15 protein-coding genes are annotated in these 16,742 nt (G+C 74.5%); 6 read left to right on the top strand and 9 right to left on the bottom strand.

Features of this window, described 5'->3' with window-relative positions:
- The first annotated feature begins 51 nt into the window (after positions 1 to 51).
- The gene (locus ACFVXH_RS30585) at positions 52 to 708 is read left to right on the top strand and encodes a TetR/AcrR family transcriptional regulator (RefSeq protein WP_387829034.1); all 657 of its coding nucleotides are present in this window, start codon (positions 52 to 54) and stop codon (positions 706 to 708) included.
- Between the two features lie 23 nt (positions 709 to 731).
- On the opposite strand, the gene ACFVXH_RS30590 is transcribed toward ACFVXH_RS30585, so the two are convergent.
- The 8 genes from ACFVXH_RS30590 to ACFVXH_RS30625 form a co-directional block, all read right to left on the bottom strand.
- Positions 732 to 1,913 (bottom strand): agmatine deiminase family protein, encoded by a 1,182-nt coding sequence (locus ACFVXH_RS30590; RefSeq protein ID WP_387829036.1) that lies wholly within the window; start codon positions 1,911 to 1,913, stop codon positions 732 to 734.
- Positions 1,914 to 2,039: 126 nt separating this feature from the next.
- Positions 2,040 to 2,963: a DUF4436 family protein gene (locus tag ACFVXH_RS30595; protein ID WP_387829038.1), complete on the bottom strand. Its 924-nt coding sequence runs from the start codon at positions 2,961 to 2,963 to the stop codon at positions 2,040 to 2,042.
- Positions 2,964 to 3,085: 122 nt separating this feature from the next.
- Positions 3,086 to 3,883, bottom strand: coding sequence for an ABC transporter ATP-binding protein (locus ACFVXH_RS30600; RefSeq protein ID WP_049650845.1), 798 nt, complete (start codon positions 3,881 to 3,883; stop codon positions 3,086 to 3,088).
- Positions 3,876 to 4,823, bottom strand: a complete 948-nt coding sequence (locus ACFVXH_RS30605) for an ABC transporter ATP-binding protein (protein WP_387829040.1) — start codon at positions 4,821 to 4,823, stop codon at positions 3,876 to 3,878. The genes ACFVXH_RS30600 and ACFVXH_RS30605 overlap by 8 nt, the downstream gene beginning before the upstream one ends.
- Before the next feature lie 91 nt (positions 4,824 to 4,914).
- Complete coding sequence (locus ACFVXH_RS30610) at positions 4,915 to 5,769, bottom strand: ABC transporter permease (RefSeq protein WP_387829042.1); 855 nt, start codon at positions 5,767 to 5,769, stop codon at positions 4,915 to 4,917.
- Entirely contained in the window at positions 5,766 to 6,725 is a 960-nt protein-coding gene (locus tag ACFVXH_RS30615) for an ABC transporter permease (RefSeq protein ID WP_387829044.1), read from the bottom strand. The genes ACFVXH_RS30610 and ACFVXH_RS30615 overlap by 4 nt, the downstream gene beginning before the upstream one ends.
- Positions 6,722 to 8,371, bottom strand: a complete 1,650-nt coding sequence (locus ACFVXH_RS30620; protein ID WP_387829046.1) for an ABC transporter substrate-binding protein — start codon at positions 8,369 to 8,371, stop codon at positions 6,722 to 6,724. The genes ACFVXH_RS30615 and ACFVXH_RS30620 overlap by 4 nt, the downstream gene beginning before the upstream one ends.
- Before the next feature lie 31 nt (positions 8,372 to 8,402).
- Positions 8,403 to 9,407, bottom strand: a complete 1,005-nt coding sequence (locus tag ACFVXH_RS30625) for an agmatine/peptidylarginine deiminase (RefSeq protein WP_387829048.1) — start codon at positions 9,405 to 9,407, stop codon at positions 8,403 to 8,405.
- A 256-nt stretch (positions 9,408 to 9,663) separates the two neighbouring features.
- On the opposite strand from ACFVXH_RS30625, the gene ACFVXH_RS30630 reads away from it, so the two are divergent.
- Together ACFVXH_RS30630 and ACFVXH_RS30635 are read left to right on the top strand one after the other, a co-directional pair.
- Positions 9,664 to 10,239 carry a TetR/AcrR family transcriptional regulator gene (locus ACFVXH_RS30630; RefSeq protein WP_074004630.1) on the top strand — a complete coding sequence of 192 codons (576 nt, stop codon included), beginning with the start codon at positions 9,664 to 9,666 and terminating at the stop codon, positions 10,237 to 10,239.
- A gap of 242 nt (positions 10,240 to 10,481) precedes the next feature.
- The gene (locus tag ACFVXH_RS30635) at positions 10,482 to 12,221 is read left to right on the top strand and encodes a serine/threonine-protein kinase (RefSeq protein WP_387829050.1); all 1,740 of its coding nucleotides are present in this window, start codon (positions 10,482 to 10,484) and stop codon (positions 12,219 to 12,221) included.
- 79 nt (positions 12,222 to 12,300) lie between these two features.
- On the opposite strand, the gene tatA is transcribed toward ACFVXH_RS30635, so the two are convergent.
- Complete coding sequence (gene tatA, locus ACFVXH_RS30640) at positions 12,301 to 12,621, bottom strand: Sec-independent protein translocase subunit TatA (protein WP_387829052.1); 321 nt, start codon at positions 12,619 to 12,621, stop codon at positions 12,301 to 12,303.
- A gap of 264 nt (positions 12,622 to 12,885) precedes the next feature.
- Between tatA and ACFVXH_RS30645 the strand changes: the two genes are divergently transcribed.
- The 3 genes from ACFVXH_RS30645 to ACFVXH_RS30655 are packed head-to-tail and all read left to right on the top strand — an operon-like array spanning position 12,886 to position 16,603.
- On the top strand, positions 12,886 to 14,091 hold the full coding sequence (locus ACFVXH_RS30645) for an agmatine/peptidylarginine deiminase (RefSeq protein WP_387829054.1): 1,206 nt from the start codon (positions 12,886 to 12,888) through the stop codon (positions 14,089 to 14,091).
- Positions 14,092 to 14,129: 38 nt separating this feature from the next.
- Positions 14,130 to 14,897, top strand: coding sequence for an urease subunit gamma (gene ureA, locus ACFVXH_RS30650; RefSeq protein ID WP_387829056.1), 768 nt, complete (start codon positions 14,130 to 14,132; stop codon positions 14,895 to 14,897).
- Positions 14,894 to 16,603 (top strand): urease subunit alpha, encoded by a 1,710-nt coding sequence (locus ACFVXH_RS30655; protein ID WP_074004626.1) that lies wholly within the window; start codon positions 14,894 to 14,896, stop codon positions 16,601 to 16,603. Before ureA ends, ACFVXH_RS30655 begins: the two co-directional genes overlap by 4 nt.
- Positions 16,604 to 16,742: the final 139 nt, after the last annotated feature.

Consider the following 16,742-nt stretch of genomic DNA (forward strand, 5'->3'; position numbering starts at 1 on the left):
TCGGTGCCGATGCGCCCCTGCCGCTCCCCCGCAGTCGTTACAGTGGCGGCCATGGCGACACAGGCGACGGGCGCAGCCCCGCGTACGGCCCCCGGCCCCGGCGGCACCGGCCGGACGCGCGCTTCCGCCAAGGGCGAGCAGACCCGGGCCCGGCTGATCGCCGCGGCCCGCACCCTGCTCGCCGGCGACGGCGCGGGGCGGTTCACCACCCGCAACGTGGCCGCGCTGTGCGGGGTCTCGCACGGGATGTGCCACTACCACTTCGCGGACCGCACCGACCTGATCGTCGCGGTGGTCGAGGACATCCGGCCCGAGTGGATCACGCCGCTGGAGGAGGCGGTCGCCGGCCCCGGCGGCTACGCCGAGCGCTCCGAGCGGGTCCTGGCACTGCTCACCCGGCCCGAGAGCCCCGACCTCGCCCGGCTGCACGCGGCCCTGCACTGGCTCGCCCTCAACGACGAACGCGTCCGCGCGAGCCTGGAGGCCGAGTACGCGCGCTGGCGGGCCTCCTTCGTCGGCCTGTTCCGCTGCCTGCTGGACGAGCGCGGCGACGGCGCCGACCCGGTACCGCTCGGCGAGGCCTTCGCCGCCGCCGTGGACGGGCTCGCCGCCATCGGGTCGCTGGACGGGACGGTGGACGCCGAGCGGGTGCTGCGGACGCTGCTGGACTCGCTCTCCTCCGCCGCCGCCCGGCCGTCCGGCGCCTGACGGTCCCACCATCTGACCCCGCGTCACCCGGTGGACCCGGGTGCGACGGGCTGCTGCTGGGTGGCGCAGTGGATGCCCCCGCCGCCCGCGGCGATGTGGTTGATGCCGACCTGGGTGACCTTGCGCCCCGGGTGGAGGTCGCCGATGATGCCGGCCGCCCGGTCGTCGGTGGCCTGGTCGCCGAAGCGCGGGACGATGACGCCGCCGTTGCAGACGTAGTAGTTGATGTAGGTGGCGAGGAAGTCCTTGCCCGCGCCCTGGATCAGGGTGACGTCGGGCTCGGGCAGGTCGACCACGGTGAACGCGCGGCCCTTGGCGTCGGTCTCGGACTGGAGCACCTGGACGGCCTGCGCGGAGGCGGTGGTCCAGACGTCCGGCGGGGTGTCGCCGGCGGGCCGGTGCAGCACCACGGTGCCCGGCTCGGCGAAGCGGGCGAGGGCGTCGACGTGGCAGTCGGTGATGTCCTGCCCGGCGACGCCCTTGAACCAGATCACCTTCTCGACGCCGAGCAGGCCCTTGAGGCTCGCCTCGATCTCGTCGCGGGACTTGCCGGGGTTGCGGTTGTCGTTGACCCAGGAGCTCTCGGTGGCCATCAGGGTGCCCTCGCCGTCCACCTCGATGCCGCCGCCCTCCCCGGTGACCGGCGCCTGGACGCGGGTGATGCCGTAGTGGTCCAGGAGGTAGCGGGCGACCAGGGCGTCGTTGGCGTGGGTCTGCTTGCCGCCCCAGCCGTTGAAGTTGAAGTCGACCCCGGCGAGCCCCTTCGGGCCCGTGACGAAGGTCGGCCCGGTGTCCCGGGCCCACAGGTCGTCGACCTTCAGTTCCAGCACCTCGACCGAGGAGCCGCAGGCCTGCCGGGCCTGGTCTGCCTGGTCGGGGCGGGCCAGCAGGACGACCGGCTCGAAGCCGGCGATGGCCTGGGCCAGCCCGGCGATGTCCTGTCGGACGTCGGGCAGTTGGTCGCCCCACACCTCCTCCAGTGCCGGCCAGGCCATGAAGGTGCGGGTGTGCGGGCCGGACTCGGCCGGCATGGTCCACCCGCCGGCCGCCGGGCTCCCCGACCCGGCCGCCCCCGAGGCCGGACCGCTCTGACCGGACCGCTCCCCCGATCCGCTGTCGGAGGAGCAGCCACCGGTCAGGGCCAGCGCGGCGAGCGCGGCCCCGGACTGCAGGAGTGAACGGCGGGACGGCCGGGGGTGAGCCATGGGGCCTCGTTCCGGTTGGGGTCGGGTTCGGCTCCGCAGGCTACTGATCGGAAGGTCAGATTCCGGCGCGGCACGCACCCGCCGTTCGGGGGAATCCGCTCACACCCCCGCTCACCGCCCCTCGGCTCACGCCGCCTCGGTCACCGCCTCCCGCTCGCGGCGCAGCCGGTGCTCGGTGCGGATGCCGGACCAGGCGGTGCAGGCCAGGCTGGCGGCGATGAGGCCCTCGGCCCAGAAGAACGCCACGTAGTCGATCAGGGATCCGATCGGCGGCGCCCCGGGGGCCGCGTTGCGCATGCCGATCAGGGCGAACAGGCTCGCCGCCATCCAGCCCAGGGAGGGCCAGACCAGCCCCTCCCGCTTGCGGTACAGCACCTCGGCGGCGCCGAGGACGGCCAGGGCGATGGCCCACATGGCCGCGATCATGAACCAGGAGAGGATGAAGGTGCTGCGGGACCGGGTGATCCGCGTGTCCAGGGTCACGGCACCGGAGCTCGCGGTGGTGGCCTGCGGGCGCAGTACGAAGAACGGGTCGGTGTCGGTGAGGACCAGGCCGACGGGCGCAGCCGCACCCCCGCTGGTGGCGGAGAAGCCGGCCTCGGCGCGGTAGCGGTCGAACGGGTAGTCCGTCTTGGTGCCGTCGTACGTCCCCACCTGGACGAGCTGGGACGCCGCGGCCTCCCCCTCGGCCGCCCGGATGGTCACCCTGGGGGTGCCGGTGACGGTGATCTCGACGGGGCGGGCGAAGGTCTGGGAGTCCGGCCCGGCGGCGAACCTGCCGTGCGGGACGGGCGTGACGTAGAGGGTCAGCTGCTGGGCGGTCGGGTCCACGTCCTGGGCGGTGACGTCCAGTTCGATCCAGTCGGGCGTCGCGGGGACCGCCAGCTCCCTGGTCTGTTCGCGGGTGTCGCGCTCGTTGAGGTACAGCCCGATGCCCGACCCGCAGAGGGTGACGACCACCGCCAGGACGGCGGCGAACCGCCAACGGCGGCGGGGGGATCGGTGCGCGGCCCGGTCGGTCGCGCTGGTGTCGTCGGTGGTGACCTGCACGGTCGTCCTTCCTGCGGCGGTGGCGCCGGGCCGGCAGGGTCGCTGCCGCCCGGCGTCGCCCGCCGGTGTTGCTCGGTCGCTCCGGCCCGGCAGGTCCCACCACCTGCCGGGCCGGAGCCGTCTTACAAGGCGCGGCGCGCGGCGGCGATCCGGTCGGGATCCCAGCCGGGCCGGGGGACGGACTCCAGCAGCAGCCGGGTGTAGGCGTGCTGCGGGGAGTCCAGGACGTGGGCGGTGGGGCCGGATTCGACGATCCGTCCGTGGCGCATCACGACGACCTCGTCGGTGACGCAGCGGACGACGCCGAGGTCGTGGGTGATGAACAGGTAGCCGATGCCGGTCCGTTCGCGGATGTCGGCGAGCAGGTTGAGGACCTGCGCCTGCACGGAGACGTCCAGCGCGGCGACCGCCTCGTCCAATACCAGGACGGCCGGCTGGACGGCCAACGCCCGTGCGATGGCGACGCGTTGGCGCTGGCCGCCGGAGAGCTGCCGGGGCAGCGCGTCGGCCGCCCGGCTGCCGAGGCCGACCTGGTCGAGGAGTTCGCGGATCCGGGCCGCGTGGTCGGTGCCGGGGAAGTGCAGCCGCAGGGTCTCGCGGAGCACGGCCTCGACGCTGGTGCGCGGGTCCAGGGAGAGGTACGGGTCCTGGAAGACCATCTGGACCTCACGGGCGCGGGCCAGCCGCCCGGCCCTCCCCCGCACCCGGCCGGCGCGGGCCCGGCCCCGGACGGCGACCCGCCCCTCGTCGGCCTGTTCGAGGCCGACGACGATCCGGGCGGTGGTCGTCTTGCCGGAGCCGGACTCGCCCACGATGCCGAGCGATCCGCCGGCCGGGAGGGTGAAGGAGACGTCGTCCACCGCCCGTACGGTGCCGAAGGTCCGGCACAGTCCGGTGACCTCCAGTACGGCCTCAGGCATCGGCGCGGCTCCCTTCGAGCGGGTGGTGGCAGGCGACCGGGCCCGGCGCCGGGGTCTCCTCGCGGCACAGGGCGGTCGCCCGGGGGCACCGGGGGGCGAACGCGCAGCCCGTCAACTCCTCGCGCAGGTCCGGTGGTTGGCCGTCGATGGCGGCGAGTCGGCCGCTCCCGGAGTCCAGCCCCGGGGTGGCGGCCAGCAGCGCGGCGGTGTAGGGGTGGCGGGGCCGGGCGAAGAGCGCCTCGGCGGGGCCGCTCTCGACGATCCGCCCGGCGTACATGACGTGGACCCGGTCGCTGATGGCGGCGGCGAGGCCGAGGTCGTGGGTGACGAACAGCAGGCCGGTGCCGAAGCGTTGGCGCAGCCGGTCGAGGAGCGCGACCACCTCGGCCTGGCTGGTGACGTCGAGCGCGGTGGTGGGCTCGTCGGCGAGCAGCAGGACCGGGTCGCCCATCAGCGCGGCGGCGATCATGACGCGTTGGAGCATGCCGCCGGACAGCTGGCCGGGGTAGCGGCGCAGCAGTTCCGGGCCGAGGCCCACGGCGTCGAGCAGTTCGACCGCGCGCCGCTCGGCGTCCTCCCGGCTCGTCCGGCCGCCGAGACGGACGCCCTCGGTGAGGAAGTCGCCGACGCGGCGCAGCGGGTTGATCGCGGCCCTGGGGTCCTGGAAGACCATGGCGGCCCGGCCGGTGCGCAGGGCGCGCAGCCGGTCGGGGCCCATCGTCAGGACGTCCTCGCCGTCGACCAGGACGCTGCCTGCGGCGGTGGCGCCGGGCGGCAGCAGGCCGAGGGCGCTGCGGGAGGTGAGGCTCTTGCCGGAGCCGGACTCGCCGACCAGGGCCACGGTCTCCCCGGGGCCCACGGCGAGGTCGACCCCGTCGAGGACGGGCCGGGCGGTGCCGGGCAGGCGGAGCCGCAGGCCCCGGATGTCGAGGGCGTTCACGCGGTCCTCCGGTTCGGGGCTGCGCCGGTTCGTCGGGTCCCCCGGTTCGTCGTTCTCCGGTTCGTCGTTCTCCGGCTCGTCGTTCTCCGGCTCATCGGCTCCTCCGGGCGACGCGGTCGGCCCAGCGCTCGCCGACGACGTTGAACGCGACGACGGTGAGCACGAGGAGGACGCACGGCAGAATCGCGGAGAGCGGGTAGCCGTGCTGGATCGCCGTCTGGCCGTCGAAGACCATCCGCCCCCAGTCGGGGGTGAGCGCGGGGACGCCGAGGCCGAGGAAGGAGAGGCCGGCGAGGTCCATGAGGGCGTAGCCGAAGTTGATGGTGGACTGCGCCAGGACGATCGGGGCGATGTTGGGCAGGACGTGCCGCAGGCAGATCTGCGCGGCGGAGTGGCCCTGGACCTGGTACGCGGCGACGTAGGGCCGTTCGCGTTCGGCCAGCACCAGGGAGCGGGTCAGCCGCGAGACGTACGGCAGGTAGGCGATCGCGAGGGCGACGACGGGGGCGAGGAGGCCCTCCCCGTACACCGAGACGATCAGGATGGCGAGCAGCATGCCCGGGAAGGCGAAGACCAGTTCGGTGCCGCGGGAGAGGACGGAGTCGAGCCAGCCGCCCCGCCAGCCGGCGACCAGGCCGACCAGGACGCCGGCGACGGTGGAGAAGGCGACCACGCCGAGCGGGCCGAGCAGGGAGGTGCGGGCGCCGAGCAGGAGCCGGGAGAGGGTGTCACGGCCGACGGCGTCGACACCGAGCAGGTGGTCGGGCGAGGGGCCGGCGAGGGCGTTGCCGAGGTCGACGGCGTTCGGGTCGTCCGGCGCGATCCAGGGGGCGAGCAGGGCGGCCAGCACCACCAGGGCGACGAGGCCGAGGCAGGCCAGGTGGAGCGGGGCGCGGGCGGCCCTGAGGCGGCCGAGGCCGGGCCGGCGGGTGAGGGCGACACTCATGCGTCGGCCCTCCTCGAACCGAGGGCGACCCGGGGGTCGACCAGCGGGTGGAGCAGGTCGACGACCAGGTTCACGGTCATGAACAGGGCGACGATCAGCAGCGAGATGGCCTGGACGGTGGGGAAGTCCTTGGTGGTGGTGGACAGTTCGAGGAGCTGGCCGATGCCGCCGATGCTGAACGCGGACTCCACCAGGATCGTGCAGACCAGCAGGGTGGAGACGATCAGGCCGCCGGTGGTCAGCACGGTGCCCAGCGAGTTGCGGAACACGTGGCGGCGGATCACCTCGCGCTCGGGCACGCCGCGGCTGCGGGCGACGGCGACGTGCTCGCCCTCCAGGGCGTCCAGCATCGCCGAGCGGGTGACCCGGGCGAGCATCCCGATCAGGTACAGCGCGAGGGCGACCGCCGGCAGGGTGAGGTGCCACAGCAGGTCGCCGAAGCCGTCGCCGGTGCCGCTGGTCGGGAACCAGCCCAGCTTGACCGCGAACAGGCCCTGTAGCAGGACGGCCGCGACGAAGGAGGGCGTGCCGACCGCGAGCGTGGTGGAGAGCAGGACCGCCGAGTCGGTCGCGCCGCCGCGCACCGCGCCGATCCAGCCGAGGGCCAGGCCGAGGACGGCGACCACGAGCAGGGCCATGACCACCAGGGTCAGGGTGGCGGGCAGCCGGTCGGCGAGCAGCCGGGACACGTCGGTGCGGTAGGTGATGGAGCGTCCGAAGTCGCCCTGCAGCACCTGGCCGAGCCAGCGGAAGTACCGCACCAGGAACGGGTCGTCGAGGTGGTACTGCTCGTTGATCGCCTGCAGGGCGGCCGGGGAGGCCGACCGGCCGGACAGCAGGAAGCTCGCCGGGTTGCCCGGTGCCAGGTACATCGCGCCGAAGACCACGAAGGACGCGCCGAACAGGGTGGCGGCCATCTCGGCCAGCCGCCGGGCGGCGAATCTCAGGAAGTTCACCGGGCGGCCCCCACGTCGGCGGCCCACGGGTAGTACATGTACGAGATGGTGGTGGGGGCGCCGGTGACGCGCTTGTTGAGGAAGACGGAGGTGGGCCACTCGGCGACCGGGATCCACAGCAGCCGCTCGGAGGCGGTCTGCTGGAGCCTGGCCTCGATTGCGCCGCGCCTGGCCGGGTCGTACTCGGCGGTGGCCTGGTCGACGAGGTCGTCGTAGGCCTTGTCGCTGAAGCCGGCGTAGTTCTGGTAGGCGCCGGTCCGGAAGTTGGCGAGCAGGTCGAGCGGGTCGGTGACGGAGTCGTAGTACGTCTCCGGGAACAGGTCGATGCCCTCGCGCGCCTTGGCGTCGGTGAACAGCGCGGTGAAGGCGTTCGGGGCGATCGTCTTCAGCTGGACGTTCAGGCCGATCTTCGCTCCGGCGGCCTGGACGGCGGTGGCGAGCAGCGAGACGTCCTGGCCGATGGTGCTGGTGGCGACGGTGAGCGTCCTGCCCTCGGCGCCGGCCTCCTTGACCAGGGCCTTGGCCCGGTCTATGTCCGGGGCGGTGGGGGTGAGGTGGTCGAAGGCCGCCTTCCGGACGTCCTCGGGGGCGCCGGCCCAGGCGGCCCTGGTGGTGAGGGAGCCGGTGACGGTGCCGGCGCCGGCCAGGCCGGTCCGGACGAAGCCGGAGCGGTCGAGGGCCAGCGAGAGCGCCTGGCGGACCCGCAGGTCGCCGAGCGGGCCGTTCATGCTGGTGACGTTGAGGTTGACGGTGCTCAGGCCCTCGCCGAAGTAGAGCGTGCCCGGGCCCTCGCGCTTCAGCCGGTCGTAGCTCTCGGTGGGGATCAGGTAGCCGCCGTCGACGTCGCCGGTGAGCATCGCGTTGGTGCGGGCGGACGCGTCGGTGAGGAAGCTGAACACGACCTTCTTCGACTTGGCCTTGGCGCCCCAGTAGCCGTCGAAGCGCTGGAGCTCGATCGACTGGCCCTTGGCCCAGGTGCCCAGCGTGAAGGGGCCGGTGCAGTCGAGGCCGCCGCTGGTGCCGTAGTCCTTGCCCGCGGCCTCCACCCCCGCCTTGGCGGCGACGACGCCGGCGGCGGTCGCCATGTACTGCGGGAACTGGGAGTCGGGCTGCTTGAGCTTGACGGTGACCTGGAGCGGGCCGGTCCTGGTGACGGACTCGACGTTCTGGAACACCTGCGCCCAGGCCGCCGCGTTGTCCGGGTTCATCTGCCGGCCGAGGCTGTACACGACGTCGTCGGCGGTCATCACCGTGCCGTCGTGGAAGTGGACGCCGGAGCGCAGGTCGTAGACCCAGGTCGCCGGGTCGGGGTTGGAGGCCTTCTCGGCCAGGCCGGGGGCCAGGGTGAGCTGGGGGGTCCAGCGCATCAGGCTCTCGCAGACGTTGGAGAGCACCGTGTTCTGCGGGTAGTCGAAGGCCTGGAGGTAGTCCAGGGTGGGCGGCTCGGCGTAGGTGGCCCAGGTGAACGAGTCGAGCTCGCCCTTGGCGGGCGGGGTGTCGGCGGAGAGCCGGACCGCCGCCTGGTCGGCGCCGCCGCGGGGCGGGCCGGAGCAGGCGGCGACCAGGGCCGCCGCCGAGAGCAGGGCGGTGGCGAGGACGAGCCGGCCGCGGGCTCCGGCGCCCCTCGCGGGCGCGGTGGGAGTCATGAGGGTGGGGTCTCCGTTCGCTGGCGAGGGGTCAGGCGTGGGCGGCCGGGATCTGCTGGGTGATGCAGTGGACGCCGCCGCCGCCGTAGGCGATCACCCGGGCGCGCACGCCGACGACCTTCCGGTCCGGGTAGGCGGCGGCGAGCACGGCCAGGGCGCCCGCGTCCTCGGGGTGGTCGGCGACCGGCACGACGACGCCGCCGTTGGCGAGGTAGAAGTTCAGGTAGCCGACCTCGACCTCGCGGTCGTCGACCTCGACGAAGGCGGCCTGCGGCAGGTCGACGATCTCGAAGGGCCGGCCCTGGGCGTCCGTGGAGTGCTCCAGCACGGCGCGGTTGGCCCGCATCCGGGCGTGGTCCGGGTGCGCGGGGTCGGCCGGGAGCTGCACCACGACCTTGCCGGGGGCGACGAACGCGCAGACGCCGTCCACGTGCCCGTCGGTCTCGGTGTCCAGCGCCCCGCCGTACGGCAGCCAGACCACCTTGGTGACGCCGAGGCGCGCCTTCAGTTCGGCCTCGATCTCCTGCCGGGTCATCTCCGGGTTGCGGTTGGGGTGCAGCAGGCACTGCTCGGTGGTGATCAGCGTGCCCTCGCCGTCGACGGTGATCGCGCCGCCCTCGAGGATCATCTCGGAGCGGATCGCCGGGGTGCCGAGGTGCTCCAGCAGCAGGCCGCCGATCCGGTCGTCGGCGTCCCAGGGGCTGTGCTTGCGGCCCCAGGCGTTGAAGCGGAAGTCCACGCCGGCCCGGCGGCCGTCCCCGTCGAGGACGAAGATCGGCGCGGAGTCGCGGAACCAGGAGTCGTCCGTCGGCAGCTCGACCACGGTGATGCCCTCGCCGCACCGGGCCCGGGCCTCCTCGCCGTGGCCGGGCGGCGCGACCATGGTGACCGGTTCGAACTGCGCGATGGCGCGGGCGACGGCCGCGTACTCGCCCTTCACCTCGTCGAGGGTGTCGCCCCACAGGTCCGGGCGGACGGGCCAGGCCATCAGGCAGCCCTCGTGCTCGGTCCACTCCGCGGGCATTCGGTACGTCACGGGAAACCTCTTCTGTTCGGGCCCCTCCGGGCGCGGCGCGGTGCGCCGGGCAGCGACGTGGCCGTCGGTGGTGTCCGGGAGGGGGTGGGGGTCTACGGGGCGCTCCCTGGCTGATGCGGGAGGCGTGGGGGTTGCCCCGCATCCTCTACCGTACTGAAAATTCAGTCAAGACTTGGAGGCAAAGCTGATGGAAACCCCTGAAACGATCATCAGGAACCTGTCTGACCAGCCGGGAAGCCCGGTAGAGTGGGCGCCCATGTCGGACCGTCGGACGGAAATACTCAAGGCCGCGACCCGGGTGATCGCCCGGCGCGGCGTACGCGGACTGCGCGTGAACGAACTCGCCGCCGAGGCCGGGGTGTCCACCTCGCTGATCTACTACCACTTCACCGACCGGGCCGGGATCCTCCGGGAGACGCTGGCGCACATCAGCGACCGCGCGGACCACTACACCGCCGACGAGGAGCCCGCCCCGGCCCGCGCCGAGAGCCCCCGGGCCGACCTCGAACGCGTACTGCTCCGGGAACTCCAGGACAGCCCGGACGTCCGGGAGAACAGCACCGCCTGGGGCGAGTTGAGAGCCACCGCGGTCTTCGAACCGCACCTGCGCGAGGACCTGGCGCGGACCACCCACACCTGGGTGCACGACATCGCCGAACTGCTCGCCCGGGCCGATCCGTGCGGGACCGCCCCGGCGCACGCGGCCGCCGCCGAGCGGCTCACCGCCCTCGTCGAGGGCCTGAGCGTGCGCTGGCTGAGCGGCTCGCTGCCGCTCGACCACGCCCGCCGGCTGCTGTGCGGGGCCGTCGAGGCGGAGCTGGCGCGCGACTAGCCGGGCCATCGCGGGCGGCCCGCTCCCGTCGGGCTCCCGCGTCGGACACCCCTCACCGGGGCCGATTCGGCCGATCCTGATAAAACCTCTAAACTCTGCGGCGCCGTGCGTGCCGTGCGTGCCGTGCGTGCCGTGCGTGCCGTGCGTGCCGCGTGTGCCGCGTGTGCCGTACGCCCGTTTCCGGCCCGTCCGGCCTGTCCGGCCCCCGTGCCGCCCCCTGACCGCCGAGAGAGGCAGCCCGCATGTCCGCCGACCGGTCCCCCTTCGCCCTCCAGCCGGTCTTCCAGGAGCTGGCCGACGACGACCCGCGCGAGGTCGGCGGCCACCTGCTGGCCGCCCGGCTCGGCGCCGGCGGCATGGGCCGGGTCTACCTCTCGTACACCCCCGGCGGCCGGCCGGTGGCGCTCAAGGTGGTGCGGCCCGAACTGGCCGGGGACCCGGAGTTCCGGGCCCGGTTCGCCCAGGAGGTGGCCAGCGCCCGGCGCATCCACGGGCTGTACACGGCCCAGGTGGTCGACGCGGGCGTGGACGCCGCCACCCCCTGGCTGGCCACCACCTACGTGCCGGGCCCCTCGCTCCAGGAGGTGGTGCAGCGCCACGGCCCGCTCCCGGAACGGACCGTCCTGCTGCTGATGGCCGGCATCGCCGAGGCGCTGCAGGCGATCCACGCCACCGGGGTGGTCCACCGGGACCTCAAACCCGGCAACGTGCTGATCGCCTCCGACGGCCCCCGGGTGATCGACTTCGGCATCGCCCGCGCGGCCGACGCCAGCGCGCTGACCGGCACCGGCCTGCGGATCGGCTCACCCGCCTACATGGCGCCCGAGCAGGCCGTGGGCCGGGCCGCGACCCCGGCCACCGACGTGTACGCGCTGGGCGCCCTGGCCGTCCACGTCGCCGGCGGCGCTCCGCCGTTCGGGGACGGCCCGGACCCGGCAGCGCTCTACCGGACCGTCCACGAGGAGCCCGACCTCGGCCGGGTCCCGGAGAGCCTGCGCGCGCTGCTGCTGCGGTGCCTGGCCAAGCGGCCCGAGGACCGTCCGACCACCGCCGAGGTGATCGCCGCCGCCCGGAGCCACCCGGCCGTGGGCGGGCAGCTCAGGTTCGGCGACGACTGGCTGCCGCACCCGCTGACCAGCCAGATCACCCGGCACGCCGAGCTGCCGCAGGTGCCGGCCGAGGGGCCCGGGGCCGCCGGGCCCGGGTGGGACTCGGCGCGTACGGTCCTCGCCCCGACCGCCGCGCCGACGCCGACGGTGCTCGCGCCGGCGCCTGCGACCGGAGCCGCCCCGGCACCCGCCGGGCCGGTGCCCGCCGGGTCGCAGGTGTCGGCAGGCCGTCAGGCCCCACGCGCGGGCGGCCGCAGACGCGCCCTCGGGCGCACCGCGCTGACCGCCGCCGTCGCCCTGGCCGTCGGCGCCGCCGCCGCGACGGCCCTGCTGCTCGACGACCAGGAGTCGGGGGAGGCCTCGGCCGCCGAGGCCCCGGTGTCCGGTGCCGCCGAGCCCGGCGCCCCGACCGCCGCCCCGACGCCCGCCGGGTCGCCGTCGCCCACCCGGTCCGTCCCCGTCGCGCCGGGCGCCGCACCGCCGTCCGCCCCCGCCGCCGAGTACGCCCCGGCCTACCGCGCGGTCGAGCTGACCTCGTCGGACGCCGGTTACGAGTTCGACCTCGCCACCGGCACCGTGGTCCCGACCGACAGCGCGACCTGGTACGTCGGCCGCGGCGAGGGCGAGTTCCTGGTGCCGGAGAACGCCGACTCCTTCATCGGCCGGGACGCCGGACTGGGCCCGGCCGAGTGCCTCAAGGGCCTCGGCAGCCGCCCGGCCGGGCGGATCCCGTTCGCCGCCGTCGGGCCGCGCGGCGCCTTCTGCGTCCGGTCCGCGGACGGCCGGGACCTCGCGGTCGTCCGGGTGCTGTCGACCGCGGGCCCGGACGGGCCGGTCCGGGTGTCCCTGGACCACTACCGCCGCAACGGCTGAGAGCCGTCGTTCCCCCGTCGGGCGGCGGGGGAACGACGGCTCCCGGCGTCGGCGGCGGGCTCGCGTACGGACCCGCCGGTCAGAGCGGCCGCTTCACCGGCCCGGCCTGCGGGACGGCGGGCGGCTCGGTGACGGCTCCGCCGGGCGCACCGGGCGTCGCTCCGCCAGGTGAACCGGCCGTCGCTCCGCCGGGCGAACCCGCGGTTGCTCCACCGGGCGGCTCGGTGACCGCTCCGCCGGGCGCACCGTCCTCCCGCAGGGCCGCCGTCTCGGACTTCAGGATCCGCATCGACTTCCCCAGTCCGCGCGCCATCTCGGGCAGCTTCTTGGAGCCGAACAGCAGCACCAGCACGGCCACCGTGACCAGCACGTGCCAGGGCTCCAGACCATTGCGCAGCATCGCCGCCTCACCCGGCCTTTCATCGTCGTGACCTGGGCCGCTCGTACGGCGCCCCCGGTCGTCTCGGGGTGGTTTGGGTGACTTCACCGTAAAGCTTGACTGATTTTTCAGTCAATGCGAGAGTCGGTCCCGGCGCTGCCGACCGACCTCGTCCTCCCGGACGACCTCCTCGTCCGCCGCCGACCATCGCCGCGTGGGCCGCTCCCCCGGAGCCCGCCCTCCCCGCCGCGCCGGATCCACCCCCCAGCCCCACCGGAGTCCACCGTGTCCCAGTCCCCCCTCGCCCGCCGCACGGTGCTGCGCTCCCTCGCCGGAGCCGGTGCGATCGCCCTCGGCGCGACGGCCTGCGCCACCGCCGGCGACGAGCCGGCCGGCCCCGCGGCCCCGGCCTCCGGCACCCCCGGACAGCCCGCCGCGCAGCCCCCGGCGCCCGCCTCCGATCCCACCCCCGCGCCCGCCCCCGCCCGCGGCCGGCGGCTCGGCGGCGAGTGGGAGAAGCACGAGCGGACCTTCATGGCCTGGCCCGCCTCCGAGAACGTCTGGGGCGAGCAGCTCGGCGCCGTCCGCAGGGACATCGCCACCGTGGCCCGGGCCATCGGACAGCGCGAACCGGTGGTCCTGCTCGTCCGCCCCGGCCAGGAGGCCTCGGCCCGCAACGCCTGCGGCTCGGACGTCGAGCTGCTCGCCGTCCCGGTGGACGACCTGTGGGCCCGCGACACCCTGCCGGTCTTCGTCGAGGAGGGCGGAAAGGTCAAGGGCGTCGACTTCAACTTCAGCGGCTGGGGCGGGAAGCAGGAGCACGCCAACGACGCCCGGATCGCCCGCACCGTCCTGGAGAAGTACGGGATCGAGCGGCTGGAGACCCCGCTCACCGCCGAGGGCGGCTCCTTCGAGACCGACGGCCAGGGCACCCTGCTGGTCACCGAGAGCTCCGTGGTCAACGACAACCGCAACCCGGGCCGCACCCGCGACGAGATCGAGGCGGAGCTCAAGCGGACGCTGGGCCTCACCAAGGTGATCTGGCTGGCGGGCGTCAAGGGCAAGGACATCACCGACGCCCACGTCGACTGCCTCGCCCGCTTCGCCGCCCCCGGCGTCGTCTTCCTGGACCGCGCCTTCCCCGGCACCCCGCCCGACGTCTGGTCCCGCTCCGCCGACCAGGCGCGCGCCGTCCTCGCCGAGGCCACCGACGCGACCGGCGGGAAGCTCAAGGTCGTCGAGATCGGCCAGCCCGACCCGGACCGGATCACCGGCCGCGGCGACGCCTTCGTCTCCTCGTACATGAACTTCTACATCGGCAACAAGGGCGTCTACCTGCCGCTCTTCGGCGACGCCAAGGCCGACGGCCACGCCCAGGAGGTCTTCCGGGAGCAGTTCCCGGACCGCGAGATCGTCCCCGTGAAGATCGACACCATCGCCTCCGGCGGGGGCGGCATCCACTGCTCCACCCACGACCAGCCGGCCGGCTGACCCCTCGCCGCCCCGCACCGAGGGAGAAGGGAACCCCCGTGCAGCTGACCCCCACCGAACGCGACCGGCTGCTGATCTTCACAGCAGCCGAACTCGCCCGCGCCCGCCGCGCCCGCGGCCTGCGGCTCAACGTCCCCGAGGCCACCGCGCTCGTCTCGGACACCGTCTGCGAGGCCGCCCGCGACGGGCTGCGCCTGGCCGAGGCCGTCGCGCGCGGCCGCTCCGTCCTCTCCCCCGCCGACGTCCTGCCCGGCGTGGCGGACCTCGTCACCGAGATCCACGTCGAGGCCGTGTTCGAGGACGGCACCCGGCTCGCCGTCATCGCCGACCCGTTCGGCGGCGGCGCCCTCGGCGAGGCCGCACCCGGCGCCGTCCTCACCGACGGCCACGCCGCGACCGGACCGGAACCCGTCCGCACCCTCGCCGTGCGCAACACCTCCGGGGTACCGGTCTCGGTCACCTCGCACTTCCACTTCTTCGAGGCCAACCTGCGGCTGGCCTTCGACCGGGCCGCCGCCTACGGGATGCACCTGGCCGTGCCGGCCGGCTCCTCGGTGCGCTTCGACCCGGGCGCCACCGTCGAGGTCGGCCTGGTGCCGATCGGCGGCGAGCGGGTCGCGATCGGCTTCGCCGGGCTGGTCGACGGGCCGCTGGACTCGCCCCGGGTGCGGCGCGAGGCGCTGCGCCGGGCCGCCGAACAGGGCTACCTCGGAGCGGCCGACGAAGGACAGGCCGGCGCGGGAACGGTCGACGCCGGAACGGCCGGCGCAGGAACAAGCGGCGAAGGACAGGAGCAGCACCCGTGAGCAGCAGCATCGACGCGTCCGAGTACACGGCCGTGCACGGCCCGCGCGCCGGGGACCGGGTCCGGCTCGGCGACAGCGGCCTGGTCGTCCGGGTCGAGTCCGACTCCCAGCGGCCGGGCGACGAGTTCCTGGCCGGCTTCGGCAAGACCGCCCGGGACGGCCTGCACCTCAAGGCCGCCGCCGTCCGGGACACCTGCGACGTGGTGATCAGCAACGTCCTGGTGATCGACGCGATCCAGGGCATCCGCAAGACCTCGATCGGCATCCGGGAGGGCCGGATCGCCTCGATCGGGCGGGCCGGCAACCCGGACACCCTGGACGGCGTGGACGTGGTGGTCGGCACCGGGACGGCCATCGTCTCCGGCGAGGGCCTGATCGTCACCGCCGGCGCCATCGACACCCACGTGCACCTGATGTCCCCGCGGATCATGGAGGCCTCGCTGGCCTCCGGCGTCACCACCATCATCGGCCAGGAGTTCGGCCCGGTCTGGGGCGTCGGCGTCAACTCCCCCTGGGCGCTGCGGCACGCCTTCAACTCCTTCGACGCCTGGCCCGTCAACATCGGCTTCCTGGGCCGCGGTTCGTCCTCCCACCCCGCCCCGCTCGTCGAGGCGCTGGCCGAGGGCGGAGCCTGCGGCTTCAAGGTGCACGAGGACATGGGCGCGCACACCCGCGCCCTGGACACCGCGCTGTCCGTCGCCGAGGCCCACGACGTCCAAGTGGCGCTGCACACCGACGGGTTGAACGAGTGCCTCTCGGTCGAGGACACCCTGAAGGTCCTCGAAGGCCGGACCATCCACGCCTTCCACATCGAGGGCTGCGGCGGCGGACACGTCCCCAACGTCCTCAAGATGGCGGGCGTGCCGAACGTCATCGGCTCCTCCACCAACCCCACCCTCCCCTTCGGCCGGGACGCGGTCGCCGAGCACTACGGCATGATCGTCTCCGTCCACGGGCTCAAGACCGACCTGCCCGGCGACGCCGCGATGGCCCGCGACCGCATCCGGGCCGGCACCATGGGCGCCGAGGACGTGCTGCACGACCTCGGGGCCATCGGCATCACCTCCTCCGACGCCCAGGGCATGGGCCGGGCCGGCGAGACGGTGCGCCGCACCTTCGCGGTGGCGGGCAAGATGAAGGCCGAACGCGGCCCGCTGGAGGGCGACGGCCCGGACGACGACAACCAGCGCGTGCTGCGCTACATCGCCAAGCTCACCATCAACCCGGCCATCGCCCACGGCCTCTCCCACGAGGTCGGCTCCATCGAGGTCGGGAAACTCGCCGACCTCGTCCTGTGGCGCCCGGCGTCCTTCGGCGCCAAGCCCCAGCTGGTCCTCAAGGCCGGCTTCCCCGCCTACGGCGTCACCGGCGACCCCAACGCCGCCACCGAGACCTGCCAACCCCTCGTCATGGGGCCCCTGTTCGGCGCCCACGGCGCCACCCCCGCGGACCTCTCCGTCGCCTTCACCAGCCGCGCCGCCGCCGAGTCCGGCACCCACGCCCGCCCGTACGACACCATGACCACCCGCCGCCGCCGCGTCGCCGTCCGCCACACCCGCGGCATCGGCCCGGGCGACATGGTCCGCAACAGCCGCCTCGGCGAGGTCCTCGTCGACCCGCGCGAAGGCCTCGTCACCCTCGACGGCACCCCCCTGCGGTCCGACCCCGCCGAGGAGGTCCCGCTGAACCGCCTGTACTTCCTCTGATTCCTCTGATTCCTCCGCCCGTCGACCGGGGCGGGCCGGTGGGACTCCTCGCCGGTCCGCGCGCGGCCCACCGGGGCGAGCCGGCCTCCGCCCCCGTACGCCGCGCAGTCCACCAGCGCGCCCCGGCGCGAAGGGTTCG

The sequence above is a fragment of the Kitasatospora sp. NPDC058184 genome (genome assembly GCF_042883725.1).
Taxonomy (GTDB): domain Bacteria; phylum Actinomycetota; class Actinomycetes; order Streptomycetales; family Streptomycetaceae; genus Kitasatospora.